This is a genomic window from Actinokineospora sp. UV203 (genome assembly GCF_056323665.1).
Genome location: NZ_CM150484.1, coordinates 3,482,580 through 3,507,605, shown reverse-complemented (window position 1 = coordinate 3,507,605; position 25,026 = coordinate 3,482,580). Strand labels below are relative to the sequence as shown.

General features: G+C 67.4%; 26 protein-coding genes. 20 read left to right on the top strand and 6 right to left on the bottom strand.

What is annotated here, in order from left to right; all coding sequences use genetic code 11:
• The first annotated feature begins 12 nt into the window (after nucleotides 1-12).
• Nucleotides 13-1,602, top strand: a complete 1,590-nt coding sequence (locus ACUZ2Y_RS16520; protein WP_476319737.1) for a S8 family peptidase — start codon at nucleotides 13-15, stop codon at nucleotides 1,600-1,602.
• 100 nt (nucleotides 1,603-1,702) lie between these two features.
• On the opposite strand, the gene ACUZ2Y_RS16515 is transcribed toward ACUZ2Y_RS16520, so the two are convergent.
• Nucleotides 1,703-2,635 (bottom strand): hypothetical protein, encoded by a 933-nt coding sequence (locus ACUZ2Y_RS16515; protein WP_476319735.1) that lies wholly within the window; start codon nucleotides 2,633-2,635, stop codon nucleotides 1,703-1,705.
• Nucleotides 2,636-2,722: 87 nt separating this feature from the next.
• On the bottom strand, nucleotides 2,723-5,221 hold the full coding sequence (locus ACUZ2Y_RS16510) for a trypsin-like serine protease (protein WP_476319732.1): 2,499 nt from the start codon (nucleotides 5,219-5,221) through the stop codon (nucleotides 2,723-2,725).
• Nucleotides 5,222-5,390: 169 nt separating this feature from the next.
• Here ACUZ2Y_RS16510 and ACUZ2Y_RS16505 point away from each other — a divergent pair, with 169 nt between their 5' ends.
• From ACUZ2Y_RS16505 to ACUZ2Y_RS16495, 3 genes are read left to right on the top strand one after another with little or no spacing between them, the layout of a single operon-like run.
• Complete coding sequence (locus tag ACUZ2Y_RS16505) at nucleotides 5,391-6,209, top strand: helix-turn-helix domain-containing GNAT family N-acetyltransferase (protein WP_476319730.1); 819 nt, start codon at nucleotides 5,391-5,393, stop codon at nucleotides 6,207-6,209.
• Nucleotides 6,209-6,625, top strand: a complete 417-nt coding sequence (locus tag ACUZ2Y_RS16500; protein ID WP_476319727.1) for a very short patch repair endonuclease — start codon at nucleotides 6,209-6,211, stop codon at nucleotides 6,623-6,625. The genes ACUZ2Y_RS16505 and ACUZ2Y_RS16500 overlap by 1 nt, the downstream gene beginning before the upstream one ends.
• 5 nt (nucleotides 6,626-6,630) lie before the next feature.
• The gene (locus tag ACUZ2Y_RS16495) at nucleotides 6,631-7,662 is read left to right on the top strand and encodes a DNA cytosine methyltransferase (RefSeq protein WP_476319725.1); all 1,032 of its coding nucleotides are present in this window, start codon (nucleotides 6,631-6,633) and stop codon (nucleotides 7,660-7,662) included.
• Nucleotides 7,663-8,166: 504 nt separating this feature from the next.
• Here the strand turns inward: ACUZ2Y_RS16495 and ACUZ2Y_RS16490 are convergent.
• Nucleotides 8,167-8,412 carry a maleylpyruvate isomerase mycothiol-dependent enzyme family protein gene (locus ACUZ2Y_RS16490; RefSeq protein ID WP_476319723.1) on the bottom strand — a complete coding sequence of 82 codons (246 nt, stop codon included), beginning with the start codon at nucleotides 8,410-8,412 and terminating at the stop codon, nucleotides 8,167-8,169.
• Between the two features lie 150 nt (nucleotides 8,413-8,562).
• On the opposite strand from ACUZ2Y_RS16490, the gene ACUZ2Y_RS16485 reads away from it, so the two are divergent.
• The 5 genes from ACUZ2Y_RS16485 (at nucleotide 8,563) to ACUZ2Y_RS16465 (ending at nucleotide 12,948) form a co-directional block, all read left to right on the top strand.
• Nucleotides 8,563-9,018, top strand: coding sequence for a MarR family winged helix-turn-helix transcriptional regulator (locus ACUZ2Y_RS16485; protein ID WP_476319721.1), 456 nt, complete (start codon nucleotides 8,563-8,565; stop codon nucleotides 9,016-9,018).
• A 50-nt stretch (nucleotides 9,019-9,068) separates the two neighbouring features.
• Entirely contained in the window at nucleotides 9,069-9,623 is a 555-nt protein-coding gene (locus ACUZ2Y_RS16480; protein ID WP_476319719.1) for a PadR family transcriptional regulator, read from the top strand.
• Nucleotides 9,620-11,635 (top strand): oxidoreductase, encoded by a 2,016-nt coding sequence (locus tag ACUZ2Y_RS16475; protein ID WP_476319717.1) that lies wholly within the window; start codon nucleotides 9,620-9,622, stop codon nucleotides 11,633-11,635. The genes ACUZ2Y_RS16480 and ACUZ2Y_RS16475 overlap by 4 nt, the downstream gene beginning before the upstream one ends.
• A 219-nt stretch (nucleotides 11,636-11,854) precedes the next feature.
• Nucleotides 11,855-12,190, top strand: coding sequence for a hypothetical protein (locus ACUZ2Y_RS16470; RefSeq protein WP_476319715.1), 336 nt, complete (start codon nucleotides 11,855-11,857; stop codon nucleotides 12,188-12,190).
• Between the two features lie 212 nt (nucleotides 12,191-12,402).
• Nucleotides 12,403-12,948, top strand: coding sequence for a helix-turn-helix domain-containing protein (locus tag ACUZ2Y_RS16465; RefSeq protein WP_476319713.1), 546 nt, complete (start codon nucleotides 12,403-12,405; stop codon nucleotides 12,946-12,948).
• 1,001 nt (nucleotides 12,949-13,949) lie between these two features.
• Here ACUZ2Y_RS16465 and ACUZ2Y_RS16460 read toward each other — a convergent pair.
• Nucleotides 13,950-15,161, bottom strand: a complete 1,212-nt coding sequence (locus ACUZ2Y_RS16460) for a M12 family metallo-peptidase (RefSeq protein ID WP_476319711.1) — start codon at nucleotides 15,159-15,161, stop codon at nucleotides 13,950-13,952.
• 245 nt (nucleotides 15,162-15,406) lie between these two features.
• Here ACUZ2Y_RS16460 and ACUZ2Y_RS16455 point away from each other — a divergent pair, with 245 nt between their 5' ends.
• Together ACUZ2Y_RS16455 and ACUZ2Y_RS16450 are read left to right on the top strand one after the other, a co-directional pair.
• Complete coding sequence (locus tag ACUZ2Y_RS16455; RefSeq protein ID WP_476319709.1) at nucleotides 15,407-15,952, top strand: DUF4291 domain-containing protein; 546 nt, start codon at nucleotides 15,407-15,409, stop codon at nucleotides 15,950-15,952.
• Nucleotides 15,953-16,885: 933 nt separating this feature from the next.
• Entirely contained in the window at nucleotides 16,886-17,449 is a 564-nt protein-coding gene (locus ACUZ2Y_RS16450) for an HD domain-containing protein (protein ID WP_476319707.1), read from the top strand.
• On the opposite strand, the gene ACUZ2Y_RS16445 is transcribed toward ACUZ2Y_RS16450, so the two are convergent.
• The gene (locus tag ACUZ2Y_RS16445; RefSeq protein ID WP_476319705.1) at nucleotides 17,437-17,913 is read right to left on the bottom strand and encodes an NUDIX hydrolase; all 477 of its coding nucleotides are present in this window, start codon (nucleotides 17,911-17,913) and stop codon (nucleotides 17,437-17,439) included. The two genes, ACUZ2Y_RS16450 and ACUZ2Y_RS16445, sit on opposite strands and share 13 nt — an antisense overlap.
• Nucleotides 17,906-18,652 carry a helix-turn-helix domain-containing protein gene (locus tag ACUZ2Y_RS16440; RefSeq protein ID WP_476319703.1) on the bottom strand — a complete coding sequence of 249 codons (747 nt, stop codon included), beginning with the start codon at nucleotides 18,650-18,652 and terminating at the stop codon, nucleotides 17,906-17,908. Before ACUZ2Y_RS16440 ends, ACUZ2Y_RS16445 begins: the two co-directional genes overlap by 8 nt.
• A gap of 153 nt (nucleotides 18,653-18,805) precedes the next feature.
• Here ACUZ2Y_RS16440 and ACUZ2Y_RS16435 point away from each other — a divergent pair, with 153 nt between their 5' ends.
• The 9 genes from ACUZ2Y_RS16435 (at nucleotide 18,806) to ACUZ2Y_RS16395 (ending at nucleotide 24,854) form a co-directional block, all read left to right on the top strand.
• Nucleotides 18,806-18,985 (top strand): hypothetical protein, encoded by a 180-nt coding sequence (locus tag ACUZ2Y_RS16435; RefSeq protein WP_476319701.1) that lies wholly within the window; start codon nucleotides 18,806-18,808, stop codon nucleotides 18,983-18,985.
• Nucleotides 18,986-19,484: 499 nt separating this feature from the next.
• Nucleotides 19,485-19,715: a hypothetical protein gene (locus tag ACUZ2Y_RS16430; protein ID WP_476319699.1), complete on the top strand. Its 231-nt coding sequence runs from the start codon at nucleotides 19,485-19,487 to the stop codon at nucleotides 19,713-19,715.
• Nucleotides 19,716-20,062: 347 nt separating this feature from the next.
• Complete coding sequence (locus ACUZ2Y_RS16425) at nucleotides 20,063-20,392, top strand: HNH endonuclease family protein (RefSeq protein ID WP_476319697.1); 330 nt, start codon at nucleotides 20,063-20,065, stop codon at nucleotides 20,390-20,392.
• The gene (locus tag ACUZ2Y_RS16420) at nucleotides 20,389-20,688 is read left to right on the top strand and encodes a hypothetical protein (RefSeq protein WP_476319695.1); all 300 of its coding nucleotides are present in this window, start codon (nucleotides 20,389-20,391) and stop codon (nucleotides 20,686-20,688) included. The genes ACUZ2Y_RS16425 and ACUZ2Y_RS16420 overlap by 4 nt, the downstream gene beginning before the upstream one ends.
• Nucleotides 20,685-20,987 (top strand): hypothetical protein, encoded by a 303-nt coding sequence (locus ACUZ2Y_RS16415; protein WP_476319693.1) that lies wholly within the window; start codon nucleotides 20,685-20,687, stop codon nucleotides 20,985-20,987. The genes ACUZ2Y_RS16420 and ACUZ2Y_RS16415 overlap by 4 nt, the downstream gene beginning before the upstream one ends.
• Nucleotides 20,988-21,194: 207 nt before the next feature.
• A complete protein-coding gene (locus ACUZ2Y_RS16410; protein WP_476319691.1) occupies nucleotides 21,195-21,545 on the top strand; it encodes a hypothetical protein in 351 nt (116 codons plus the stop codon).
• Nucleotides 21,545-21,706, top strand: coding sequence for a hypothetical protein (locus tag ACUZ2Y_RS16405; RefSeq protein ID WP_476319689.1), 162 nt, complete (start codon nucleotides 21,545-21,547; stop codon nucleotides 21,704-21,706). The genes ACUZ2Y_RS16410 and ACUZ2Y_RS16405 overlap by 1 nt, the downstream gene beginning before the upstream one ends.
• Nucleotides 21,703-22,620, top strand: coding sequence for a hypothetical protein (locus ACUZ2Y_RS16400; protein WP_476319687.1), 918 nt, complete (start codon nucleotides 21,703-21,705; stop codon nucleotides 22,618-22,620). Before ACUZ2Y_RS16405 ends, ACUZ2Y_RS16400 begins: the two co-directional genes overlap by 4 nt.
• Complete coding sequence (locus ACUZ2Y_RS16395) at nucleotides 22,620-24,854, top strand: FtsK/SpoIIIE domain-containing protein (protein ID WP_476319685.1); 2,235 nt, start codon at nucleotides 22,620-22,622, stop codon at nucleotides 24,852-24,854. Before ACUZ2Y_RS16400 ends, ACUZ2Y_RS16395 begins: the two co-directional genes overlap by 1 nt.
• Nucleotides 24,855-25,026: the final 172 nt, after the last annotated feature.

Below are 25,026 nucleotides of genomic sequence, written 5' to 3'. Positions count from 1 at the left end.
GACAGCCAAGCAATGAGGAAACTGAAGACCCCACTGAAAGCCCTGCTCGTGGGTTCCGCCGCCGTGGGTCTCGTGGCGCTGGCGGTGCCCGCGATCGCCGCGCCCGCCGACGTCGCCTCGATCTCTAACGCGGGCGCCCCTGGCACCGTTCCGGACCGCTACATCGTGGTGTTCAAGGACGACAGCGTGAGCCGGCAGTCTGTGTCGGCCAAGGCGAACGACCTGGCGGGCAAGCACGGCGGCCAGGTCAAGTTCACCTACGACTCGGTCCTGCGTGGATTCTCCGTGTCCATGAAGGAAAGCCAGGCGCTCGCGCTGGCCAAGAACCCGATGGTCAAGTACGTCGAGCAGGCGGTGTACACCACCGTCGCCGACACCCAGCAGAACCCGACGTGGGGCCTGGACCGGATCGACCAGCGCGACCTGCCGCTGAACCAGACGTTCAACTACCCCACCGACCCCGGCAAGGGCGTGCACGTCTACGTCCTCGACTCCGGCCTCAACGCCGCGCACCAGGAGTTCACCGGCCGCGTCGCCGCGGGCTACGACTTCATCGACAACGACGCCACCCCACAGGACTGCCACGGCCACGGCACGCACGTGGCGGGCACCGCGACCGGCACCACCTACGGCGTGGCGAAGAAGGCGACGCTGCACGCGGTCCGCATCCTCAACTGCCAGGGCGGCGGCACCAGCGACCAGATCCTCGGCGGGATGAACTGGGTCAAGAACAACGGCATCAAGCCCGCCGTGGTGAACTTCAGCGTCGGCTGCCAGCAGCGCTGCACCCAGCAGAGCTGGGACGACGGCGTCAAGGCCGTCATCGACAGCGGCATCCAGTGGGTCCAGGCGGCGGGCAACTCCAACGACGACTCCTGCTACTACAGCCCGCAGAGGCTGCCCGCGGCGGTCACCGTCGGCAACAGCAACCAGTCGGACGCGCGCTACACCGGCACCGGGTCGAGCAACTACGGTTCCTGCCTCGACATCTGGGCGCCCGGCACGGGCACCATCTCGGCGTCGCACTCGAGCAACACCGGCACCGCCACGATGACCGGCACCTCGATGGCGTCCCCGCACGTGGCGGGCGCGGCGGCCGTCTACCTAGGCCTGAACAACTCGGCCACCCCGGCCCAGGTGCGCGACGCGCTGGTCAACAACGGCTCCACCGGCAAGCTGACCGGCATCAACGCCGGTTCGCCGAACGTGCTGCTCTACACCGGTTTCATGAACGGCCCGGTCGACCCGGCGTGCGCCGCGCAGACCAACACCAACGACGTGGCGATCCCGGACAACAACACCGCGATCACCTCGTCAGTGACCGTGACCGGCTGCTCCGGCGCGGGCACCTCGGCCACCTCGGTGAAGGTGGACATCAACCACACCTACACCGGTGACTTGGCGATCGACCTGGTCGGCCCGACTGGAAAGGTCTTCAACCTCAAGCAGGCCGGTGGCGCCAGCTCCTCGGGGGGCGTCCACCAGACCTTCACCGTCAACACCGGCGCCGAGACGGCCAAGAACGGTGAGTGGAAGCTTCGGGTCACCGACGTCTACCGGTACGACACCGGCAACATCGACGCCTGGACCCTGACCTTCTAGACCTTTCTTAGACCTGCTGGACCTCTCCAGCCCGTGGCGCACAACTGAAGAAACCGCCCGCGGGAGGTGTCCACACCGGACACCTCCCGTCGGCGTGCCGTCACCAGCTCCAGCGGATGCCGACGATCGCGGACTTCTCATCGTGGGTCAGCAGGTGCGCGCTGTTGTACGCGCCCAAGTGCAGCTCGCCATGGTCGATCTCCGGCAGCCGGGCCGACTCGCGCCGGAACTGGCGGCACGAGGTGGGCACGGCGTCCGGGTGGAACACCACTTCCAGCAGGTATTCGCGGGCGCACTGGCGCATCGCGCGGGTGAAGTTGGTCGAGGCGGCCGCGCCGCGCCACTGGACCTCGTAGGAGAACGCCGCGGTGTCGCCGATGCGCAGCACGCGGTCGAGCAGGATCTCCGAGAGCACGAACCGTCCCGGCTCGTGCGTGCGCGTCTGGCCCGTCGCGCAGCCGCTGAGCGCGGTGATGGTCGGCAGGGCCAGATCGGTCGGCTCCGCGCGGTTGAGGACCACGCAGGTGCGCCGCCAGTCCACTTCGGACCGGACGGCCGCGTGCACGACGGTCCGGTCGTCCCGGCCGTCGCGGTCTAGGAAGTGTTGTTCGCGCATGCTCAGGAACGTCAGCTCGCCGGGGCCAGGGTCGTCGAGTTCGGCCAGCAGCGGGCCCAGCGCGCCCGCGCCGTCCCACAGGGCCTCGTGCGACTTCGTCGAGGACCTCGACGCCCAGCGGCCGCGCGGCTTTCTCGGGCCCAGCAGGGAAATCAGGTATCCGGGCGGCAGCCCGAGGACTTCCTCGATGATCGTGACCGCGCGCAGTGAGTCCGGGCGCTCGGGCCGGGTTCGGCCGCGTCGCCAGTAGCTCAGGGTCGACAGGCTCACCTTGACCTCGTGCACGCTCAGCCGCCGCTGCAGCTGTTCGAGGCTCATGCCGCTGCGGTCGATCGCCCGGGTCAGGGCGACCGGGAACGACTCCCGGACGCCCGACACGGCCACCGGGTCGCGGTGGGGTGCTGGCAGGGTGTGCATTACGTGTATTCGCCTTCCGGGAACGGAAAACGGCAGGCCCGGGAACCCCCGGACCTGCCGTTTTCGATCAGGTGGAGATCACCGAGTTCAGAGCCGGCCGGCGCTGTTCCCGGTGTAGCTGAACGAAGTGACCGTCAGGGAGTAGGTCGCCGAGCCGGTCTTGCCGTCCGCTGACCGCGCCGTGATGGTGATCGGGTGCGTGCCCGTGGGCGTCTGGAAGCTGGTGAAGATCCAGATCAGGCTGCGCCCACCCTGGGCGACCGTGGCCGGGTTGAAGTACACCTGGGTGCCCGCGGGGACACCGGAGGCGGTGAACGTCAGGTTGCCCGTGCCGCCGAGCGCGGTGGCGTAGAACTCGTTGAGGCCACCCTGGTTCTGCGAACCCGAGGACGGGGACAGGGTCACTGTCACGCCACCCGGGGTCGTGTTGCTCTCGACCTTGAGCGACACCGTCGTCGTCGCGGTCTTGCCCGAGGAGTTCGTGCCGGTGACGGTCACCGTGTAGGTGCCCACCGCCGCGCTGCTCGTGGCCGAGAGGGTCAGCGTCGAGGACGAGCCGGTCTGCACCGAGGACGGCGAGAACGACGCGGTCACGCCACTGGGCTGGCCGGAGGCGGTCAGGTTGATCGTCTCCGCGCCGTTGGAACCGGCGGTCGTGCTGATGGTGCTGGTGGTGTTCGCACCCTGCTTGACGATGACCGAGCTAGGCGACGCGCTGAGCGCGAAGCCGGTCTGCTGGCCGTTGACCGTCAGCGAGAGCGCCGCCGTCGCGGCCTTGCCCGCGGCGTTGGTGGCGGTGATGGTGATCGTGTGCGTGCCCGCCGGTGTGGTGGACGAGGTCTGCACGACGACCTTGGAGCCGTCGCCCGCCGGAACCTTGGTGGGCTGGAACGTCACGGTCGTGCCCGCGGGCTGGCCGGACGCCGACAGGGTGAGTTCCTCGGCGCCGCCGCTGCCCGCGGTGGTGGTCAGGCCGGTCGAAGCGCCGCCACCGGGGTTGACTGTGACGCTCGACGGGTCGAGCGCGACCTTGTGGTCACCGGAGGTGTCGCCCTTGACGGTCACCGAGAGGGTGGCTGTCGCGGTCTTGCCGCCGGCGTTGGTCGCGTTCAGGTCGATCGGGTAGGTGCCAGGAGCGGCCGACGACGTGGTCTCGACGATGACCTTGGCGCCGTTGCCGGTCTGCACGGTCGACGGGGAGAACGAGACGGTGACGCCGGACGGCGCGCCCTTCGCGGTCAGGGTGACCTCTTCGGGGCCGTTGCTGCCCGCCACGGTCGTCAGTCCGGCCGCGACGCCCTCACCCGGGTTGACCGCGACGCTGGTCGGGTCGACCGAGACCTTGAAGTCGCCGGTCGGGGTGCCACCGTCGGTGACGGTCAGCGAGACCGTCGACGAGTAGCCCTTGCCCGCCGCGTTCGTGCCGGTGACGGTCACGGTGTAGGTGCCGTTGGGCGCGCTCGCCGCGGCGTCGAAGGTGACCTTGGCGTTGCCGCCCGCGGTGACGTCAATCGGCTGGAAGACAGCCTGGACGCCGGACGGGAGGCCGCTCGCGGAGAGCTTGAGGCTCTCGGCGCCCGCGCTGCCCGCGACGGTGTTGACGGTCGCGGAGGCGTAGGAGCCCGCCTTGACCGACACGGTCGACGGGGTGACCGACACCGTAGGCTCGGCAGGCGTGACGGGGCCGACCTCGGTCGCGACCCAGTCGCCCATCTCGTTGTTGAGGCGGGCGTAGACGTTCCACCAGTCCCAGGTGCTCTTGCCCCAGGACGCGAGGCCGTAGATCTTGCCGTCGACCAGCAGCGGGCCGCCGCTGTCGCCGGGCAGCACGGTCACGGGACGGCCGGTGGCAGTGCCCGCGCAGATCATGGTGGCGTTGTTGAAGTTGCCGACGCTGCCACTGCCGCTGCACTCGTTGTTGACGCCGCCCTGGACGATCGGCAGTTCGGCCTTGTCGAGCGTGACGTCCTTGGTGTCGTCGTTGACGTCCTTCTTGCCATAGCCGAAGCCGAGACCCTTGCGGCCGACCAGGTTCACGTCCTTGTCCGCCGAGGTGGCGAACTTGGCGAACGTGCCGTTCAGCGGAGTGATGTCACGGTCCAGGGTGACCACCGCGACGTCGAAGCCCTGGTCGAAGTTGACGTACTTCGGGTGCTTCTTGTAGGTGACGGCCTTGGCGAACTGGAAGCCGGTGCCCGCGCCGCCCTGGTACTCCTTGAGGTCGTTCAGGCCGTAGACGAAGCTCTTCTCGCCTTGCGCGTCCGCGCAGTGCGCGGCGATGAGGATCTTGCGCGGCGCGACGAGCTCGCCGGTGCAGGTCTGGCCCTCCGGCCGCACACCACCGGCCCGGATGCCCGCGATGATCGGCGCGTACTCGCCCACCGTGGCGTCCGTTCCGCCGATGAACATCGCGCCCGCGTCCGAGCCCGGAGCGGGGTTGCCGACGGTACTGCCTTCGAACGTCGAGGCCCAGGCCTTCTTGTCCGCTTTCGTCTCGGCCGCGTTCGCGATCGAGCTCCCCAGCGGGACCAGCACCGCGGCGGCGGCCAAGGCCATTACGCCCCAGGACCGTGCTGTTGGTTTCACGATTGTTCCTTTCGGATCTGGCGAACGCTCGTCTCAGGGCAGGGATGACGGCGGTTCGCTTCTCGCCACTTTCGAGTGACGCCAGGTGAGGAACAATCAGGGGCGGTATCCGTAGGGGTACGGAACTTAATGATCCGCCCAACCATTGACGGTCGTCTATGATGTGTGCATGGCCGGACTCGATGACACGAGCGCGGAGACTTTCGCGCACTGGTTCGCATGCCTCGCCGATCCGACGCGGGTGAAAGTCCTGCACGCGGTCGCCGCCAGTCCGGCGCCCATCACCGTGGGCGCGCTCGCCGTCGACGTGGGCATCAGCCAGCCGACCTGCTCGCACCACATCCGCAAGCTGGCCGACGTCGGCTTCGTGCTCCTGCGCCGCGAGGGCACCCAGACCTTCGTCTCCGTCAACGACGCGTGCTGTGTCGGATTGCCGCACGCGGCCGAGGTCGTCATGGGCGCGCTGGCGGCGCCGAATGGCCCGATGGGTATTCCGGACGATGTCACGGTTCGCGCGATGCAGGACGACGATTGGCCGGTCGTGCGGCGCATCTTCGGTGAGGGGATAGCGACCGGGATGGCGACTTTCGAGACAAAGGTCCCCACTCGCGAGTCCCTCGACCGCAAATGGCTGCGGGAACACCGCTGGATGGCTGAACTCGACGGCGAGGCGGTCGGCTGGGCGGCGCTGGCGCCGGTGTCGAGCCGCGCCGCGTACGCCGGGGTCGCGGAAAATTCTGTGTATGTGTCGGAATCCGCGCGCGGCCGGGGAATCGGCAAGGCGTTGATCGACCGGCAGGTGCGGGCCGCCGACGATGACGGGCTGTGGACGGTCCAGGCGGCGATCTTCCCGGAGAACAAGGGGAGCATCTCGCTGCACCGCTCGGCGGGCTTCCGGGTCGTCGGCGTGCGCGACCGCATCGCCCGCCTCGAAGGCGCGTGGCGCGACACGGTCTTGATGGAGCGGCGCAGCGCCACCTGCTGCTGATGGACACCACACCCGCGACGAGCGCGCGGATGAGCAGGCAGCGGGCCCGCGACACCCAGACGGAACTGGCCCTGCGCCGGGCCCTGCACGCGCTGGGCATGCGCTACCGCGTCCACCGCCGTCCGCTTCCGGGGATACGCCGGGAGGCCGACGTGGTGTTCACGCGCGCGCGGGTCGCGGTGTTCGTCGACGGCTGCTTCTGGCACGGCTGCCCGACCCACGCGACTTGGCCCCAGCGCAACGCGGAGTTCTGGCGGACCAAGATCGAGACCAACCAGACCCGCGACCGGGCCACCGACGAGATCCTCGCGGCGGCGGGCTGGCTTGCCGTGCGGGTGTGGGAGCACGAGGACCCGCTGGTCGCCGCTCTGCGCGTGTCAGAGGCGGTGGTCGCAGGTCTAGGCCGGCTACGCTGATCGTCGTGTCGCACACCATGATCGATTTGTTCGCGGGTTGTGGCGGCATGACGTCCGGCTTCGTGGCGGCGGGCTTCACCCCGGTCTTGGCGGTCGAGCACAACCTGCACGCGGCGGCGACGTACGCGGCCAACTTCGGCGAGGACCACGTCCGCTGGGCCGACATCGCGACGGTCACCGACATCCCCCGGGCCGACGTGATCATCGGTGGCCCACCGTGCCAGGGCTTCTCCAACTTGGGCGCGCGTGATGTGGAGGACCCGCGCAACAAGCTGTGGAAGGAATACCTCCGCTTCGTGCGGGCGGCCCGGCCCCGGGCGTTCGTCATCGAGAACGTCGACCGGTTCCTGGCGTCCTCGGAGTTCGCCTTGCTGCGGGCGGAGACCGCGCCGGGCGGCCTGCTCGCCGACTACACCCTCACCCCGGGCGTGTTGCTGGCCGCGGACTTCGGGGTGCCGCAGCGGCGCAAGCGGGCGTTCGTCATCGGCTCGCGCATCGGCCCGATCCCGCTGCCTGGTGCGACGGGGGAGTGGCCCGGCGTCCGCACTGTGTTGTCGGGGCTCCCGGAGACACCGGCGCGGACGACGCTGCCGAGTTCGTCGGTGGAGTTCTTCGGACAGCGGGTGCCCGGCCGCTTCAAGAGCGCCGACCTGCACCTCGGCCGCAACCCGACGGCGATGTCATTGGAGCGCTACCGCGCGATCCCGCCGGGCGGTGGCCGCTTCGACCTCCCCGACCACCTGCTCCCACGGTGTTGGCGGGAGAAGAAGACCGGCACCACCGACGTCATGGGCCGCATGCGCTGGGACGCCCCGTCGCTGACGATCCGCACCGAGTTCTACAAGCCGGAAAAAGGCCAGTACCTCCACCCCCAGTGGCACCGCCCCATCACCCACCTCGAAGCCGCCCGCCTCCAAACCTTCCCGGACACCTTCGAGTGGTGCGGCTCCAAAATCGAGATAGCCCGCCAAATCGGCAACGCCGTCCCACCCCACCTGGCCACCGCCCTAGCCACCCACCTGACCACCCACCTCTAACCCCGCGAGTCGCCCCTCCAGGCAACCGAGTCGCCCCTCCCGGCAACTGAGTCGCCCCTCCCGGCAACTGACTTCAACACTCACGTCCCCCTCACCCTCCCCCGCGAGCCCCCGCTCACGCCCGCGAGTCCCAACCGTTCCCAACCCGCGAATCCTCACTTCCCGACCGCATGTTCCCCGATCAGCCCCGCGAGTTCCACGTTCGCGACTGCGAGTTCCCCCGTTCCCGACCGCGAGTTCTCACTTCCCGACCGCGAGTCGCACGTTCGCGACTGCGAGTCCAACGTTCAGATCCGCGAGTCCCTCGCTCAGCCCCGCGAGTCCCACGTCCACGACGGCGAGTTCTCACTTCCCGACCGTGAGTTCCACGTTCGCGACCGCGACTTCGACAGACGACCGCGAGTCCTCACCTCCCGACCGCGAGTTCTCACTTCAGGACGGCGAGTTCTCAGTTCGCCCGAACACCGTCCGCCCCAACTCCGGCACCCCATCCCCACTCAACCGCTACAAAGCCACCGACCGCCCGGTCAGCAACTGCAGCATCGCCGAGGTCGGCCCCTCCACCACCGGTCCCGTCCCCGCCGTCCACCCGGAGTCCGTCCCCACCAGCCGAAACCCGCCGAACCGCTTCCGCGCGTGGAACGGCCACCCCATCGACCACGCCCGCTCCGCCCCCACCCGCGCGGCCGCCGGTGGGATCTCGATCTCCCGGCCAAGCGGCTGCGAAATGTCCTGCGTATGGGTCAGCACGTCCAAGATCGTCGTGAGCGGCCCAGTCCCAGGCGGCGTCCGCCGCGATTCCGCCAGCGACCGCAACAGACCGACGATCTCACCGGTCGGCAGCTCGATAAGCTAAGGTGTCCTGAATATCAAGCTCCCTGAACGGTACGAGGAGACGCGGTGGAAAGCAACGGTCCGGCGAAGTCGCCGCCACCGCGCGGTCCCGAGCGGAACACCGCGGCCCTGCTTTACCAGGCCTACCTCCGGCTCGCGGAAGGCATCGACGCCCGCGCTCCCCGCGGGGACGAACGCGCGCGCCCGGCGCACGCGGCGGTCTTCATCAACATGGAGCACGACGGCATCCGGCTGACCCGGCTCGCGGAGAAGGCGCGGATGACCCCGCAGGCCATGGGGGAGCTGGTCGACGGCCTCGAAAGCTGGGGCTACCTGCTGCGCGTCCCCGATCCGTCCGACCGCCGGGCCAAGCTCATCGTCTTCACCGACCAGGGCCATGAGGCGCTGCGGGCGGCGTTCGACGCGGTCGAGGATGTCGAGGCCAGGCTGCGGGACCTGCTCGGCGCGAAGGACCTCGAACGACTCCAGCAGGCACTCATCCAGGTGGCTACCGACTTCTAGAGATATGCGTCTCGTTGCAATGCAACTCGTTGCATAGGTATCGTCGGCACATGGCGTTGGAGCACGCGATCCTGGTCTCGCTCAGCGAGCGGCCGGGGTCGGGCTATGAGCTCACCCGGCGGTTCGACAAGTCCATCGGGTTCTTCTGGCGTGCCACCCACCAGCAGATCTACCGCGTCCTCAAGCGCATGGACGACGCGGGCTGGGTGCACGTCGAGCACGTCCCGCAGGACGGCAAGCCGGACAAAAAGGTCTACACGGTCAGCGCCGAGGGCGCGGCCGAGATCTCCCGGTGGCTGGCCGAGCCCGCTCAGCCGACGGAGTTGCGCGACGAACTCGCGATCAAACTCCGCGCGGCGCACGGCGATCCGGACGCGGTCGCCGCCGAGGTCGCGCGCCACCGTGCCCAGCACGCGGAGCGGCTCGCCCTCTACGAGGCCATGGAGCGGCGCGACTTCCCCGACCGGGACGCGCTGACCGGGCCCGCACTGCATCAGTTTTTGGTCCTGCGCGGCGGAATCGGCGCCGAGCGGGGATTCGTCGCGTGGTGCGACGAGGTGTTGACGGCCCTGTGCCGTGACGCGGAGAGAGGCGAGACGCGATGAGCGAGTACCCCACCCTGCTGTCCACTGTGGACCTCGGGTTCACCACGCTGCGCAACCGGGTCGTCATGGGCTCGATGCACACCGGGCTGGAGGACCGCGCCGCCGACGTCCCGAAGCTGGCCGCGTACTTCGCCGAGCGCGCTCGCGGGGGTGTCGGCCTCATCATCACCGGTGGCTACGCGCCCAACCGCACGGGCTGGCTCAAGCCGTTCGCCTCTAAGCTGACCACCGACGCCGAGGTGCGCAGGCACCGGCAGATCACCAAGGCGGTGCACGACGAGGGCGGCAAGATCGCGCTCCAGATCCTGCACGCAGGCCGATACGCCTACCACCCGTTCAGCGCGTCCGCGTCGGCCATCAAGGCCCCGATCAACCCGTTCCGGCCGCGCGCCCTGTCGGACAGTGGAGTGCGCGCGCAGATCCGTGACTTCGTCAACTGTGCTGTGCTGGCCAAAGAAGCGGGCTATGACGGCGTCGAGATCATGGGCTCCGAGGGCTACTTCATCAACCAGTTCCTGGCGCCGCGCACGAACAAGCGCACCGACCAGTGGGGCGGGACGCCGGAGAATCGGCGCAGGCTCGCGGTCGAGATCGTCCGCCGCACCAGGCAGGCGGTCGGCGCCGACTTCATCATCGTGTACCGGCTGTCGATGGCCGAGTTCGTCGAGGACGGCCAGACCTGGGACGAGATCGTCGCGCTGGGCAAGGAAGTCGAGGCCGCGGGCGCCACGATCATCAACACCGGCATCGGCTGGCACGAGGCCCGGGTGCCGACCATCGTCACGTCCGTTCCGCGCGCGGCTTTCACCTCGGTGACGGCCCGGTTCAAGCCGCACGTGTCGATTCCCGTGGTGGCGACGAACCGGATCAACATGCCGCAGGTGGCCGAGGAGATCCTGGCCCGCGGCGACGCCGACCTGGTGTCGATGGCGCGGCCGATGCTCGCCGACCCGGAATGGGTGCGCAAGGCCGAGCAGGACCGCGCGGACGAGATCAACACGTGCATCGCGTGCAACCAGGCGTGCCTGGACCATGTCTTCAAGAACCAGAAGGCTTCCTGCATGGTCAACCCGCGCGCGGCCCGGGAGACCGAACTGGTGCTCCTGCCGACCCGCCGCGCCAAGCGCGTCGCTGTCGTCGGGGCGGGCCCGGCCGGGCTTTCGGCCGCGGTCACGGCTGGGCAGCGGGGCCATGACGTCGACCTGTTCGAGGCGCGCCCGGCGATCGGCGGCCAGTTCGACATCGCCAGCCGCATCCCCGGCAAGGAAGAGTTCACCGAGACGATTCGGTACTACACAAGGCAACTCGAGGTCACCGGCGTCAAGGTGCACCTCGACAAGAAGGTCACCGCCGAGGAGCTGATCAGCGGCGGCTACGACGAGATCGTGCTGGCGACCGGCGTCACGCCGCGGATGCCCGCCATCCCCGGCATCGACCACCGGAAAGTCTTGTCCTATGTGGACGTCGTCCGGCACGGCAAGCCGGTCGGCGAGAAGGTCGCGATCATCGGCGCGGGCGGAATCGGCGTCGACGTCAGCGAGTTCCTCACGCACAGCGAGTCCCCGACCCTCGACCTGCCCGCTTGGCAGGCCGAGTGGGGCGTCGACGACGAGGGCGCGCTGGCCAAGCCCAAGCCGGACCCGTCGCCGCGTCAGGTGTTTCTGTTGCAGCGCAAGGAAGGCCGTATCGGCGCCGGGCTCGGCAAGACCACCGGCTGGGTCCACCGTGCCGCCTTGAAGGCCAAGCGCGTCGAACAGATCCCCGGCGTCAACTACGAACGCATCGACGACGAGGGCCTGCACATCACCTTCGGCAAGGACCGCGCGAAGCCGCGCACCCTGGCCGTGGACAACGTGGTCATCTGCGCGGGCCAGGAATCCCACCGTGACCTGGCCGACACCCTCCGCGCGGCGGGCCAGCCCGTCCACCTCATCGGCGGCGCCGACGTGGCCGCGGAACTGGACGCCAAGCGGGCGATCGACCAGGGGACCAGGCTCGCCGCGGGACTCTGATTTACCCGGATACAGCCCGGTTGCGTCCCGACCGGGTGAATGCGCCGAGATGAGCGGCGGGCACGAATACCGGTCGCCGTTCGAAGATCGAAATTCACCGCTCGCCGACGAAATGCCGATAACGAACATCCCGCCACCGCGCGGTCGGGAAGATTGATGGACAGGGCATTCGATTTGTCCTGTCCATCAATCGCCTGACCAGCAAGGAGAGCGGACTGCGTGACGACACAACCATTCTGTGGCGCTGAACCACAGGAGCCCGAGTCGCACCGGGTGATGTCGGATTCCGGCAAGGAGCTTGTCTCCCTGGATGAATTGCTTTCCCTGGCGGCCACCGCCGAGCCGATCGGCCAGTCCGACGGCGTCTTGGTGGGGTGGGTCCGCCAGATCGTGAGTGAAGGATGGGGGCCCACGCTGCGGGCGGCGTTCCTGATCACCGTTCCCGCGACCGTCATGTTGGTGGCGGCGGGACTGTTTCCCGCTGTGTGCACGACGATCGCCCTGATCCTTGGCCGCGAGGCCATCCGGATCGGTCGGGTGCCGCGAGTCGCGTAAAGGGGAGACGGCAGGTTGCTGCTGGTATCAGCAACCTGCCGCCTCCGGTTCGGAACTCTGGCCCGTCGCAATGCCTTGACCGGTGTGGTGGCGGGCCAGAGGTCTGTCATAGTGCCCTAAGTTCGAGGCTTACTTTAAGGCAACTATCGGCAACAAACCAACTTCGGTGTTTTGTTCGCCTTTGGTGCTCGGGCATGCGAGATCATCGCCCCATGGCAGGCGGGGACGAGCACAGTTCATGGCCCCTCGGCCCGTTCCTCAACGAGGCAAGGCTCGCCCGGCGACTCAGCCAGAAAGCCGCCGCCGCCCGCGCGGGCCTCTCCCGGACCGCCTGGCAGCAACTGGAAAGCGGCCAACGGGCAGACGGCAACCCGGTGCGCCCCAAGACCACCACCGTCATCTCCGCCGCCATGGCCGTCGACGCCGACCCGGCCAGGGCCCTGGACCTAGCGGGCTTGGACCCGTCAGCGTTCGAACCCACCCGAGCAGGCCGTCCCGCCACCTCCTTCGCCGAGGCCCGCGCCCTCTTGGACCAGCTGACAGAACCCCAACGGCGCGCGGTGATCGACCTCCTTCGCGCGTTCGTCCACGAAACCCCCGCCGAACCCTTCCGCGAGGACACGACGTTGAGCGGCCCGGAGCCGACCAGGTCAGACACCACCGCCCCGGTCGAGTCCACGGCCGCCGAACCTGCGCCTGGCCAGCCCGAGCCACCACCTGGACCGCCTTCGGCGCGACCCGAACCTGACTCCGGCTGAGCTCGCTCCAGCCGAGCCCGATCCGACTGAACCTGCCCAGCCCCAACCTCAGGCCAGTCGCATCCCACTTCGGCCGAGCTAGTGGCCCGTCCAGCCCGGAACCCGCTCAGGCCGAGCCAATCCGGCTGAGCTCGCCAGTCGAACTCGGTCGGGCTGAGTCTTGTCCGGCTGAGCCCGCCCGAGCTTCGTCGGGCTGAGCTCGCCAGTCGAACTCGGTCGGGCTGAGTCTTGTCCGGCTGAGCCCGCCCGAGCCTCGTCCGGCTGCGCCCGAGCCGGACGAACCCTCCACCGCGAGCCCGGCGAGCCTCCGGGCTAACGCCGCCTTGCGTCCGCGTCTGGTGCGTCACCGAATCCGAACGGTCGCTCCCGGGCGCGCAAACGCTTTCGGGTGCGCTCCGCGCGCTGCCACCTGCGCGAATGCCGCTGATCCGCTCACCGCACGGTCAGTGGTCCGTTTTCGATCGCTTCAGCTGAAGTTCGCCGGGGACCTCGCCCGGCTCGCCCGCGCATCCGCGGCCTACCCACCAGCCGCCATGGATGCCCGCATGGCGCCCAGCAAGGGGACGGCCCTGAATCGTCGCGCCGTAGGACTGAGCCGCCGATCCCGCTCACCCCGGCCGCCGCCACCTCACCTACCGTCGGGTGTCCCGTTCTTTTCGCGCGTCCGCCAATGCGTCGTCCAACATCCCCCTCTCCATTGTGGGATCCAGTTCGCCCAACGGATAGCACCGTCCCCGACGCGCGACCGCCCGGCCGGCCCGATCGATCTCCACTGTCCGGAACACCACCACCGCATGGCTCACGATCCGCCCGTCGGGCAGTTTTCCTTCCGCCACAAGGAATCCGGTCAACGCCTCCCCGACGTCCCGCACACTTGCCACCGATCACCCCCGATTCCGCCGCCCCACCAGTGGATCACGATCCGCCCCGAAAAGCATCGGTCCCCGAGCCGCCTGTGGACAACTCCTGGGCGAGCGTTAGGCGCCCGACCAGGAAGTGGTTCAGCGGAACGCGGCGATGGTTGCCTTGGTCTCGTTCAGAACCCGCGCGTTGTCGCTCTTGTCGGCGGTGCCCATGGCCACGCCCTCATAGGACTTCTCTGGGTTCGACCAGTAGTTCAGCCGCGAACAGCTGGTGGGGCAGTCGTAAGCCATGATCGTGCGCCAGGCGTTCCCGTTGCGGAACCCGTGTCCGTGGGCGAATGGCGTCGTGGACGAATCCGTTTCCGGGTCGTGCCTGGCCGACTGCAGGTGCCCCAGCTCGTGCGCGAAGGTGTAGTAGCCCGTCGCACAGCCGTGGTAGACCGCCGCGAACGCCGTCGTGGCGTCGGATCCGATGCTCGATGCGAGCCCACAACCTGATTTGTCGTTGACCAGCAACACATTCACGTCGGCCTGCTGCTTGTCCCGGCTGGCGTGGATGCTGTCGAGGACGCCGTCCGCGGTATCCCGGAACCGGGCCAAGTCGGCCGTCATCTCCAGCTCCTTGTGCTGCAGCGTCTCGTAGCCGGACAGTTCCATCGTGATCCCGAAGCCCGAGTTCTCATAGCCGCGGTTCGTCTCCGCCACCGCGAGTTCGGCCAGCGCCTGCATGTCCCCGCCGAACCCGGTCGCGGCGTCACTGGTGCCGATCACCTGCACCCGGATCACCGTGTTTGCCTCAGTGGCCGCGGTGTCGGTTATCGGCACTGTCGGTGGACCCACCGGTGTCCTCGGATGGTCCGGCGGCATGCGCGACTCGTCGACTTCCGTCACCGCGTGCTCCCCGTCGGCGATCGGCTGGATCCGGTACAGCCGCCCATCGACCCGGACCGACCCCGTCACGCCGTCGCCTCGACGCACCAGGACGACCGACTCCTTCTCGTCGGACCGCACCCCGCCCGCCGGTCGCTGCCAGTCACGAATCGAGCCTTCCCACACCGTGCTGCCCAGCGCGGTCGTCCGAACCTGGTCGCGACGGGCGGTGACCCGCTGATTCCCCAGATCCAGCTCAATCGCGTCGGTCTTCGAATCGACCGCGCCCGCGTCCGCGCGTTTCGTCCACACGCCGGCGGTCCCGGGCCGCGACTCCAAGGCGGCCGTCGCCGCCACTGTGTTCTCGGTGAACAGCTCCCGCCCCGGCTTGTCCGCCGACGCCGAGGGTGCGAGCACTAAACAGGTCGCTCCCAACGCGACCGCTCCGACCATCGAGAACACTCTGGAATTCGTGCGCATCTCATATCCCTCGCAACGGGACCGCCACGCACGGCAGACGAACCGGGCGAGCCGAGACCAGGTCCGGCAGGGGACTCGACTCCCGGAAGCCCGCCGCCGCCACGGTCCATGGATGTGTGGCCCGCACGTTATCTACTCGCGGGATACATCCATAGGGAGTAACTAACTTTCCCGTTTGCCGTTTGGCGAACCTGTCTGGCCGAAACTCAGTTGTCCCGCGGTCCTGGGAAAGTCACGATCACGAGGTGGAAAAGCACCAAATCCGCGCGAAGTTCGACGCGGACACGATCACCGTCTACCAGGCTTACTCCACGGCGATCGCGGACGCGGCACTCGCCGCGGGCACGTTCGTCCCGCCGTTCAAGCGTGAGCGCATGACGTGGATCAAGCCCTCGTTCCTCTGGATGATGTACCGCTGCGGTTGGGCTACGAAGCCCGACCAAGAGCGCGTCCTCGCGATCCGCATGACCCGAGAGGGTTTCCAGTGGGCGCTGGACCACTCGTGCCCCAGCTCGCCAGGCCGAATGGACACCAAGGAGTGGCGCGGGCTGTTGAAGTCCAGCCCGGTCCGCGTCCAGTGGGACCCGGAACGCGACTTGCACCACCGGCCGCTCGCGCGGCGTTCGATCCAAATCGGACTGTCCGGCCCCGCTGTCCACCACTTCATCGACGACTGGCTCGTCGACCTGACCGACGTCACCCCACTGACCCACAAGATCGGCGCCTTGGTCCGCAAGGGCGACCTGGACTCCGCCTGCGAGCTGCTGCCTGCCGAACTGCCGTACCCGTGATGACGCGCAACCCTGGACAAGATCAAGCCCTGACCGGCTTTACGCTGGTCAGGGCTTGATTTCACCCGGCGAAAGGTGGTGCCCCCGGCAGGATTCGAACCTGCGACGCACGGTTTAGGAATGGTGAACACCACGCAGTTGCTGTAATGGCTCTGACCTGCGGGAACACGGCTGAATGACAGCGGGTGCCAGAGGCCTTCGCCACGCATTCGCCACGGGAGGGTGCGCCAGTCACCTGGTTTCGACGCGCTCCCGACCCAGGGGAAGGGGCCTAGCGGGGTTACCGCAGACGCGTCGGGCAGTGGCACCCTGGTGGGTTCCGTCTCGCCGTGTGGTGACGGAAGCCCCGCGGCCTGCTCCCCGGAAACCGCAGGTCAAGCACCCCGGTGTCCGCGAGGCTTCCGTAACCCCCGGTGGGGGCGTGGGCCACGAGCTGCGCCCCGAGCCAGAACGTGAACGCGGGGCGGGCTGGCTTGGGTCAGCGCGAGCCAAGGCATCCAATCGATGTACCAATCGCCATCTAGGTCGCCTGACGCACCTGAAACATCGGTAACTACGGTAACCACGGTAACCATGCAGGTCAGAGCCTTGCGCATCGGTAACCGGATCGGTAACCGGAGCGGGTTGATCGGTAACCGGGGGAAGTCAGGTTACCGATATGGCGAAACGGTTACCGATCCGGTTACCGATGCGCAAGGCTCTGACCTGCATGGTTACCGTGGTTACCGTAGTTACCGATGTTTCAGGACGGTCGGCCAATGCAATAGACCAATGCGTGCCTTGGGGTGCGGCCTGAGTCGTCCCACGTCGTACGCGGTTCCGCCCCGCTCCGAGTGCGCGAACCGGCCATCGGCGAGGTCGATCACGGCCAAGTCCTACCCGTCGGCCGTACTGTGGAGGCAGTGTGATTGGCAGACAAGACTAGGAGCGCGCGTGTCAGAAGGTTCCCTTCTCACGACAGCCAAGAACCTTGCGGAAGGGTTCGTCGCGCCGCTCGGACGCCGTTGGGCGCATGTGCAGGCGGTTGCAGCCCGTGCGGAAGAGTTGCGGCCTGCCGTCAGTGCAGACGATGGCGATGTGCTCGTGGCCGCCGCGTGGCTGCATGACATTGGGTACTCACCCGAGATCGGACATACGCGGTTTCATCCGTTGGACGGTGGCCGATATCTCCGCAAGGAAGGGTTTGCTGACCGGCTGGCATGTCTGGTTGCACACCATTCCGGTGCTCGATTCGAGGCCGAAGAACGCGGTTTGTCGAAGGAACTTTCGTCGTTCGATCTCGAAGACAGCCCAGTGATGGATGCCTTGGTGACCGCAGACCTCACGACCGGCCCAGATGGAACGCGTCTAAGTTACGACGAACGGATGGACGAGATTCTTCACAGGTACCCGGAAGATCACCCCGTACATCGGACGTGGGTTCGAGTACGTCACATCCTGGCACCTTCCGTTGAACGAACCGGTCGCCGCATGAATCTGGCGAGTCAGCCTAAGTAAGGCTGTGTGCGTGTGTGGTCTAGCGCGTGGTCAATGCGCATCCGCATAGACGGGTGGATCGTGAGAGCATCGAGTTCCGCTGGCGCGACCCATTGGACGGCCTTTGTCTCCGTCCCGTCTTCGCGCGGACTTCCCCCAATCCAGTGACCCTCAAAGCAAAGCGAGAACTGTTGGCGAACTTCGCCATCGTCATACGCCATGACATGACGAGGGTCGGTATATGTACCGACAAGTCGCGTGATCTCGACGTCTAGGCCGGTTTCCTCCCGAACCTCCCTGACAGCCGTATCCGTGATCCGCTCGCCCGCGTCGTGTCCGCCGCCGGGCAACGCCCATAGGTCGTTGTCCACCTTGTGAATCAGGAGTACTTCCCCTGAATCGTTGCGAACTACGACCGTGACTGATGGCACGACACTGTTAATCGCAGGAGCGGATGGGTCATCAAAATAGTCGACTCTAGCCACCTGTCACCGTCTCTTCTGTCGCGATGTTCCACACGCGGTCGAACGAGTCCATGTAATGTTGCCACATTTGACCGCCGTCAACTCGACGCAATTGCAGCACCGGATTTTGTCCGGCCATAGAGCCGAACGCGTGCCCATTGACCAGTAGCTGATCATCGAATCGGTAGAGCGAGTTGTAGAGGATCGTCCCATGGGTACGCATTTCAACGCCGGGTAGGTGCGTCACCTCGTGAAGGTAGCGGCGCATCATCTGTACCCGACCTTCCAGGCCGCCCGATGTTCCTTCCTCTGCCGCGCGTTGAATCACGGCTGACGATGTTTCTTCGCCGACAAGGAACCGGAATGTCGCACCTTCGGCCGATTTTCGACGGACGATCGGCAAGATGTTGTGTTGTTCGACAAGAAACTGCCCGGAATACACCAGGACGTCCATGTGCTCGATAACGCCGTTGATCAGGTCTGTCCACAGCGTGTAGGGAAGCGCCGACCGACTTGGGAAGACGTGCACGACTTCGTTCTCGGTACTCGCAGGTGTGTGGAGATCCTTCGCGAGCGTCGGCCACAGGTGAACCTCATCAACGCCGAGAACTTTGGCGACCAGATGACGGGTGGTTCGGTGCGGCGTCCGGTCCGTCGCCACCCATCGTTCGACGGTCTTCGGGTCGACACCGACGCGTGCCGAGAGATCAGCGACCGTCAGCCCGGCCGCGAGGATCGCCCCGCGTAGACGCTGATTCACACCAACCCCCAAGGGACGTTCCGAGGACGAATCGGGACGTTTTGGGGCGCTTGGAACGTCTCAAAGAGTCCTGCCAAACGTGGTGGGAACGTCCTTGGATCAGGCGTGAAATGGGTTCCAGCAAGGGAAGTACCGCCAACCAAGGAGATCGACATGGCTAAGAACTCGCTCCCGATGATGCCGTCCGGCAACGGCTTTCTGTCGAAGATTGTCGGACTGCTGGCCATCGCAGTGGTCGTGATCATCCTGGTCAAGAACCCGACCGGCGCGGCTGAGGTCGTGCGCACGGTCATCGACGCGGCCGTCACGTTCGTGTCCCAGGTGGCGGGCTGATGGACACGTCAGTTGTCGCCCAACCGGGCTTCAAGGGCGGCCACCCTGGACTTAAGAGCGGTCACCTCGCCCCGAAGGTGCTCAACAGGCGACTCGGATGGGGCCACTCCCCTTTCGAGTACCGCCGTGAGATGACCGGCAGGCCAGTCCAACGCAACCGACAGGGCTTCAAGGGTCCGGGGGTGCCGGTCCTTCGCTTCATAGTTCCGCTGGATCGCCCGGATGGTTGCCACGCTGACCTTCGACCGCTCTGCCAAGGTCTTCTGCGCCATACCGAGTTCGGCCATTCGGGTGTTAATCGCGCTCGCCACGCCTGCCCAATCGGCACTCACTAGCACCCTCCAAACGTAGTCCCCACCTGCGCAAATGCTAGCGCTATTGGCGCTTGCCGTCTCGCAACCAGTCATCACCCACCCGAACGTATGCAGCCATCAGATGTTCCGTGAGCGCTAGTTCTAGTGCTACGGTTAGCGCATTCAACCGGAAAGGACTTCCCGACATGGAAGCCAGCTACTACCCAGACGGCCTCACTGAGGCCGCGATTGACATCCTCTTTGCCGAGGTAGAAGCCATCACTACGCCGATGCGACGGCCGACCTCGCCGTTCGCTGACCAGATGGCGGACGTGCGGCGTGAGCGTCGCCAGGCCGCCCGCCAGGCCGCTAGCGCCGCCCGCGTTCTGTCGTTCGTCTTGCCCATGCGGATCAATGTCGAAGATGAGGCCGCGTGATGCGCGGGTTCATGGTTCGTGTGCCGCTGTTGTTTGCGGCGGTTGGTGTGTTGGTAGCGGGGTGTGTTCCCGCTGCGGGTTCGCCTAAGCCGCTGACCGCCGCCGACACCGCCGTGTTGCTTGCCGCGTTGGGTGAGCCGCGTACCGAGGACACCGGGGCGCACTACGACCGTGACGCTTGGGGTGGTTGGGCTTCCCATGGTGGGGGCTGCAACACCCGTGAGGTCGTGCTCGCCGAGCAGGCCGTGGCGGGTAGTCCGTTCAAGCGTGGCAAGGGTTGTACCCCGTTGTGCCCGGTTCCGGCAGGTTCCGCCCCTGTGCCGTGTTGGGTGTCTCGCTATGACGGTGTGTCCGTTGTGGACCCGAACGGGTTGCAGGTCGATCACGTGGTTCCGGTGAAGGAAGCGAACCGGTCCGGTGCCCGTTCCTGGTCGGCGCAGCAACGCGCCGAGTTCTACAACGACCACAGCAACCTGTTGGCGGTCACGGGCAAGTCGAACGGGTCCAAGTCGGACAAGGACCCTGGCAGGTGGAAGCCCGCTGATCGCATGTCGTGGTGCGCCTACGCCACCGCCTACGCCGGGGTGAAGGCCAAGTACCGGCTGCATGTCGACCAGGCGGAGTTGGCCGGTCTGCGGTCGATGCTGAACACCTGCCCGGCCGGTGGTGTCCGATGAGGATCACCGATGACGCGATGGTCAGCGACACCACCTCGCATGAGGCGCACACCGTGTACTCGGGTGAGACCTACGGGCCGTGGGCGGTGTCCTGGATGCCCGAGCGCCCGGTCAACCGCAACCAGGCCATCACTGCGATCACGCTGGCCGAACTGGTCGCCAAGGGCACACCCAAGCTCTACAGCCAGAGCCCGGTGTGGGACCTGATCGACTCGTTCGCCGCCGAACTGGAGTTGACCGGCCCGGACGCGGTCGGCCGTATCGCCCACCACGGCTACTGGGGTGGTACCCGATGAGCACCGTCACCCGTGTCGTCCTGCTGTTCGTCGCCGTGGTGGCCATCGCCAAGGCCAAGCCCGCCGACGATCCCGGCACGACCACGCCCTCTGTGGACTCGCACGGGTCGGACATCGAGTGGAGCGCCGACTGCGACGAGCACGGCCGCGCGTCCGACGTGGTCCCGAACACCAAGGCCGCGAGGGACGCGGCGAACGCCCGATGCGCCCAGCTTGACGAAGCCCTCGACAACACGCCGTGGCCGTCCGGGGTGTCCCAGGTGCCGCTCCCGTTCCCCATTCCGAAAGAGGACCGCTGATGGACACCGACCACACGACGCCGGGGACCGACTGCCCGAACTGCGAGTGCGAGTTCGGCCACGCACCCGGTTGCCCGCGCGGTGGGCGTACCGAGAGGAGGTGACCGCCATGTGTCCTGAGGGTTGCTACAAGCACTTCGACCCGAAGACCGGCACCTGGGTGTGCTGCAAGTGCAAGAAGTGAGAACCGATCAGGAGGTGAAACCCATGAGCACCAAGCACATCACGCAGATGAGCACCACCCGGACCGGCGTCCGAACCGCCAAGAACGACCGCCGGACCGGGGCTCCCAACCACCAGCAGGCAGAACAGGAGACCTCGATGCTAGACGCACCCGCCACTCCTACGGACAGGCTGTGGGCCGCGATGTTCGAGTCCGAGCAGGCCGAGCACCGCGCCACCACCGACTACGCGAACGGCCTGGCCCGCGACAACGCCCACCTGCGCGGCGAGATCGCCCGCCTGACCGACGCCCTCAACCGCTGCGCGCAGCGCGCCGAGGTGGACGCGGACTCGATCGCTGAGCTGCGCCACGAGATCGACGGGGGGAACCACTGATGGCCAACCACGTGCACATCGGCAAGAAGTCATGGTGGTCCGGCGAGATGACCACGTTGTGCGGGCTGAAGTTCCCCAAGGGCAAGAGCACTGCCGTGTCGTTCTTCTGGGGTGTCTGCCCGGCCTGCACGGCGGCGAAGAAGCGGGGGGCGAAGCTGTGAACACGCAGACGACGAAGGTCGCCGACACCTCCGGTGTGGGCAAGTTGCGGGCCGCTGCGGCGAACGCGGCGCAGGTGCGGGCGTTGACCACGCACCCGGATGTGGTGGCACTGCGGGCCGAACGCACTCGCACGGCCGTGGACTCGCTGTTTTGGGTGGCGATGGTGTTGGCGTTGGCGTTCACCATGGTCAACGTTCAGCAGTTCGCCGCAGAGGACGCCGCACCCGGTTCCCTGCCGTGGATCTCGGCATGGCTGCTCGACCCCATGGTGTCGCTGGTCCTGATCGCCGTGTTGCTGGCTGAACAGGTCACCGCTCGGTGGCAGGTGAAGACCGGGCCGTGGGTGCGGCGAACCAAGGTGTTCGCGTTCGCCGCCACCTACGTCATGAACACCTGGCAACCGTGGTCACACCTCGACCCCGCTGGGATCGTGCTGCACTCGGTGCCCCCGGTGATCGTGCTGCTCATCGCTGAGGCCGCCCCGCACGTCCGCGAACGCATCACCGAAGCCGTACTCGTGGCCGCCCAATCGGCCCGTGCTGACGGGGACGCGGACGCCCTGGTGGCTTCCGTCACCACACAGGAGGAGGCCGCGGGGCTTCCGTCATCGGAGCAGGTCAGCGCCGCACCGACGCGGTCGCGCCGACCGGCTTCCCGCTCTACTTCCCGCAAGCCCGCGAAGAAGACCGGCCGGTTGTTCCTGGCCGACTACGTCGCGATGGCTCGCGAACACCACACCCCCGGCCACCTGGTGACCCCGGCCTGGGTTCGTGAGCACATCCCCACGATCGGCCGCGCCACCTCGAAGAGCGTTGCCGACGCGCTCAACACCACCCCCGCCACCCAGTCCGGCGAACAGCCCGACACCACCACCACGACCGTTCCCGCCCCGGCTGAGAGGGAGGCCGCCTGATGTTCACGACCACGACCACCGCGCTTGGCACACCGGACCCTGAGGAGCCCGACGTGAACGGATCGAACGTGGTGCCCATCCGGCCCGCGACCACCGGTGACGCGGTTCCCGCGAACACCCCGGCCACCGATGACCCGTACGTTCCGCCCACCATTGTGGAGGGGGAAGAGGTCACCGACCACGGCGTGTCCGTCGACCTGCCCGCCGTGGCCGAGGACCGTTCCCTGGCCGCCCGGATTCAGGGTGCGGTTGCCGGTGCGCAGCGTCCGATCATCGCGCCGTGGCTGCGTAGCCGCGACCAGTTCACCGCGACCGCGAAGTGGGCTGCCCGCAACGCCGCGCACACCACCGCCTTTCACGCGGCGCGCTGCCCGGTCTACGCCGCGAAAGTCGCGTCGCGATCCCCGCGTGGTGCGTGGCGGCTGACCGTGGTCACGACCCAGTGGGTACGCGACACCGAGAACAAGGCGCTGCGAGAGCGCGCGGCCACCGAAGCCGTCATCCGTGGGAACCCTGAGTTGTACCTACAGATCAAGCACGACAAGCCCACTGGCCGCCTGCTCGCCGTGGCCGCCGGGGCGGTCGCGTTGGCCGCCGGTGTGTTGGTGCTGCTCGGATACGCGCCCTGGTGGGCGCAGTGGCTCGGATTCGGCACCATCGTCGGTCTGCTCGGATGGCTCGGTGGCAACCCCGACCGCCCGGTGGTCGGTGGCCGTGCCGTGGTCACCACCAAGGCGCAGAAGCTCACCAGCGACATCGTGGTGCGCGCCCTGTCCGCCCTCGGTGTCGCGGAGATCAACAAAGCCGTGGGCAAGGGCGGTAGCGGGATCACCTTCCCCGCGCCGATCTCCCGTGAGGGCAACGGGTGGCGTGCCGACGTCGACCTGCCCTACGGGGTCACCGTGTCCGACATCCTGTCCCGCCGTGCCGCACTCGCCTCCGGCCTGCGCCGCCCGCTGGGGTGTGTGTGGCCCGAGCCCGCCCACGACCAGCACGCCGGGCGCATGGTCCTGTTCGTGTCCGATGTGGACATGTCGCAGGCCAAGCCGAAGCCGTGGCCCCTGGCCTCCCGTGGCGCGGCCGACCTGTTCAAGTCGGTTCCGTTCGGCACCGACCAGCGCGGACGCCCGGTGGGCGTGGATCTCATGTACTCGAACCTGCTCATCGGGGCGATGCCCGGTGCGGGCAAGACGTTCGCGCTGCGGGTGCTGCTGCTCGCCGCCGCCCTCGACCCCACCGCGCAGTTGCGGTTGTTCGAGCTCAAGGGCTCGGGTGACCTGTCCACATTGGAGCCGGTCGCCTACCACTACGCCTCAGGCCCGGACGACGAGACCATCGAACAGACCGTGGTGTCGCTGCGTGAGGTCTACAAGGACCTCGAACGGCGTGCCAAGACCATCTCCAAGTTGCCGCGTGCGCAGTGCCCGGAGAACAAGGTCACCAAAGAGTTGGCCGCGAATCGCAAGCTTGGGCTGTTCCCGTTGGTCGTGGCCATCGACGAGTGCCAGGAACTGTTCTCCCACCCCGAGTTCGGCAAGGAAGCCGGGGAACTGTGCACCGCGATCATCAAGCGTGGTCGCGCCCTGGGGGTGATCCTGCTGCTGGCCACGCAGCGCCCGGACAAGACCAGTCTCCCAACGGCCGTGTCCGCCAACGTCGGGGTGCGGTTCTGCCTGCGCGTCATGGGACAGCTCGAAAACGACATGATCCTTGGCACCTCGATGTACCAGAACGGCATCCGGGCCACCACGTTCACCCCGAAGGACAAGGGCATCGGCTACATGGTCGGCGCGGCCGACGAACCGCAGATCGCCCGCTCCGCCTACATCGACAACCCGACCGCCGAGAAGATCATCACCCGTGCTCGTGCGCTGCGCGAGCAGGCCGGAACCCTTGCAGGACATGCCATCGGTGACGTCTCGCTCGCCGAGGACACCGCACGGGCGAACATCCTCGACGACGTCGCCGCCGTTTACGGCGCGGGTGAGGACAAACTGTGGTCGGAGACCATCGTCGCCCGGCTTACCGAGCGCCACCCCGACACCTACCGGGGCTTCACGCTCAACGCACTGGCCACCGCGCTCAAGCCGTTCACCGTCGCACCCCGGCAGGTCGAGATCCGCGACGAGACCGGCGAGAAGCGCAACAAGCGCGGCTACTACCTCGAAGCCATCGCCGACGCCATCCTCACCAACCGCCGAATCTCAACGGAGAGTGACGGCACGCAGGGCTAGCGGTTGCCGGGGTGCTAGCACTTGCAGACCGCTAGTACTAGCACCCCGTGCTAGCACCCCACACCCAGCCTGACCAGGGTGCTAGCAACTAGCAGATCCCCAGGTCAGAGCACCCGAAACCGCCCCAACCCCAGGTTCTAGGCCCATCAGCAGGGCGCTAGTCCCGACCTGC

Excerpts from the sequence above, each read along its gene's own strand:
- ACUZ2Y_RS16515 (WP_476319735.1), bottom strand. The coding sequence starts at position 2,635 with ATGCACACCCTGCCAGCACCCCACCGCGACCCGGTGGCCGTGTCGGGC.
- ACUZ2Y_RS16505 (WP_476319730.1), top strand. The coding sequence starts at position 5,391 with ATGGCCGGACTCGATGACACGAGCGCGGAGACTTTCGCGCACTGGTTC.
- ACUZ2Y_RS16415 (WP_476319693.1), top strand. The coding sequence starts at position 20,685 with ATGAGCACCGTCACCCGTGTCGTCCTGCTGTTCGTCGCCGTGGTGGCC.
- ACUZ2Y_RS16475 (WP_476319717.1), top strand. The coding sequence starts at position 9,620 with ATGAGCGAGTACCCCACCCTGCTGTCCACTGTGGACCTCGGGTTCACC.
- ACUZ2Y_RS16500 (WP_476319727.1), top strand. The coding sequence starts at position 6,209 with ATGGACACCACACCCGCGACGAGCGCGCGGATGAGCAGGCAGCGGGCC.
- ACUZ2Y_RS16480 (WP_476319719.1), top strand. The coding sequence starts at position 9,069 with ATGGCGTTGGAGCACGCGATCCTGGTCTCGCTCAGCGAGCGGCCGGGG.
- ACUZ2Y_RS16410 (WP_476319691.1), top strand. The coding sequence starts at position 21,195 with ATGAGCACCAAGCACATCACGCAGATGAGCACCACCCGGACCGGCGTC.
- ACUZ2Y_RS16460 (WP_476319711.1), bottom strand. The coding sequence starts at position 15,161 with ATGCGCACGAATTCCAGAGTGTTCTCGATGGTCGGAGCGGTCGCGTTG.
- ACUZ2Y_RS16520 (WP_476319737.1), top strand. The coding sequence starts at position 13 with ATGAGGAAACTGAAGACCCCACTGAAAGCCCTGCTCGTGGGTTCCGCC.
- ACUZ2Y_RS16420 (WP_476319695.1), top strand. The coding sequence starts at position 20,389 with ATGAGGATCACCGATGACGCGATGGTCAGCGACACCACCTCGCATGAG.
- ACUZ2Y_RS16465 (WP_476319713.1), top strand. The coding sequence starts at position 12,403 with ATGGCAGGCGGGGACGAGCACAGTTCATGGCCCCTCGGCCCGTTCCTC.
- ACUZ2Y_RS16395 (WP_476319685.1), top strand. The coding sequence starts at position 22,620 with ATGTTCACGACCACGACCACCGCGCTTGGCACACCGGACCCTGAGGAG.
- ACUZ2Y_RS16435 (WP_476319701.1), top strand. The coding sequence starts at position 18,806 with ATGGCTAAGAACTCGCTCCCGATGATGCCGTCCGGCAACGGCTTTCTG.
- ACUZ2Y_RS16405 (WP_476319689.1), top strand. The coding sequence starts at position 21,545 with ATGGCCAACCACGTGCACATCGGCAAGAAGTCATGGTGGTCCGGCGAG.
- ACUZ2Y_RS16430 (WP_476319699.1), top strand. The coding sequence starts at position 19,485 with ATGGAAGCCAGCTACTACCCAGACGGCCTCACTGAGGCCGCGATTGAC.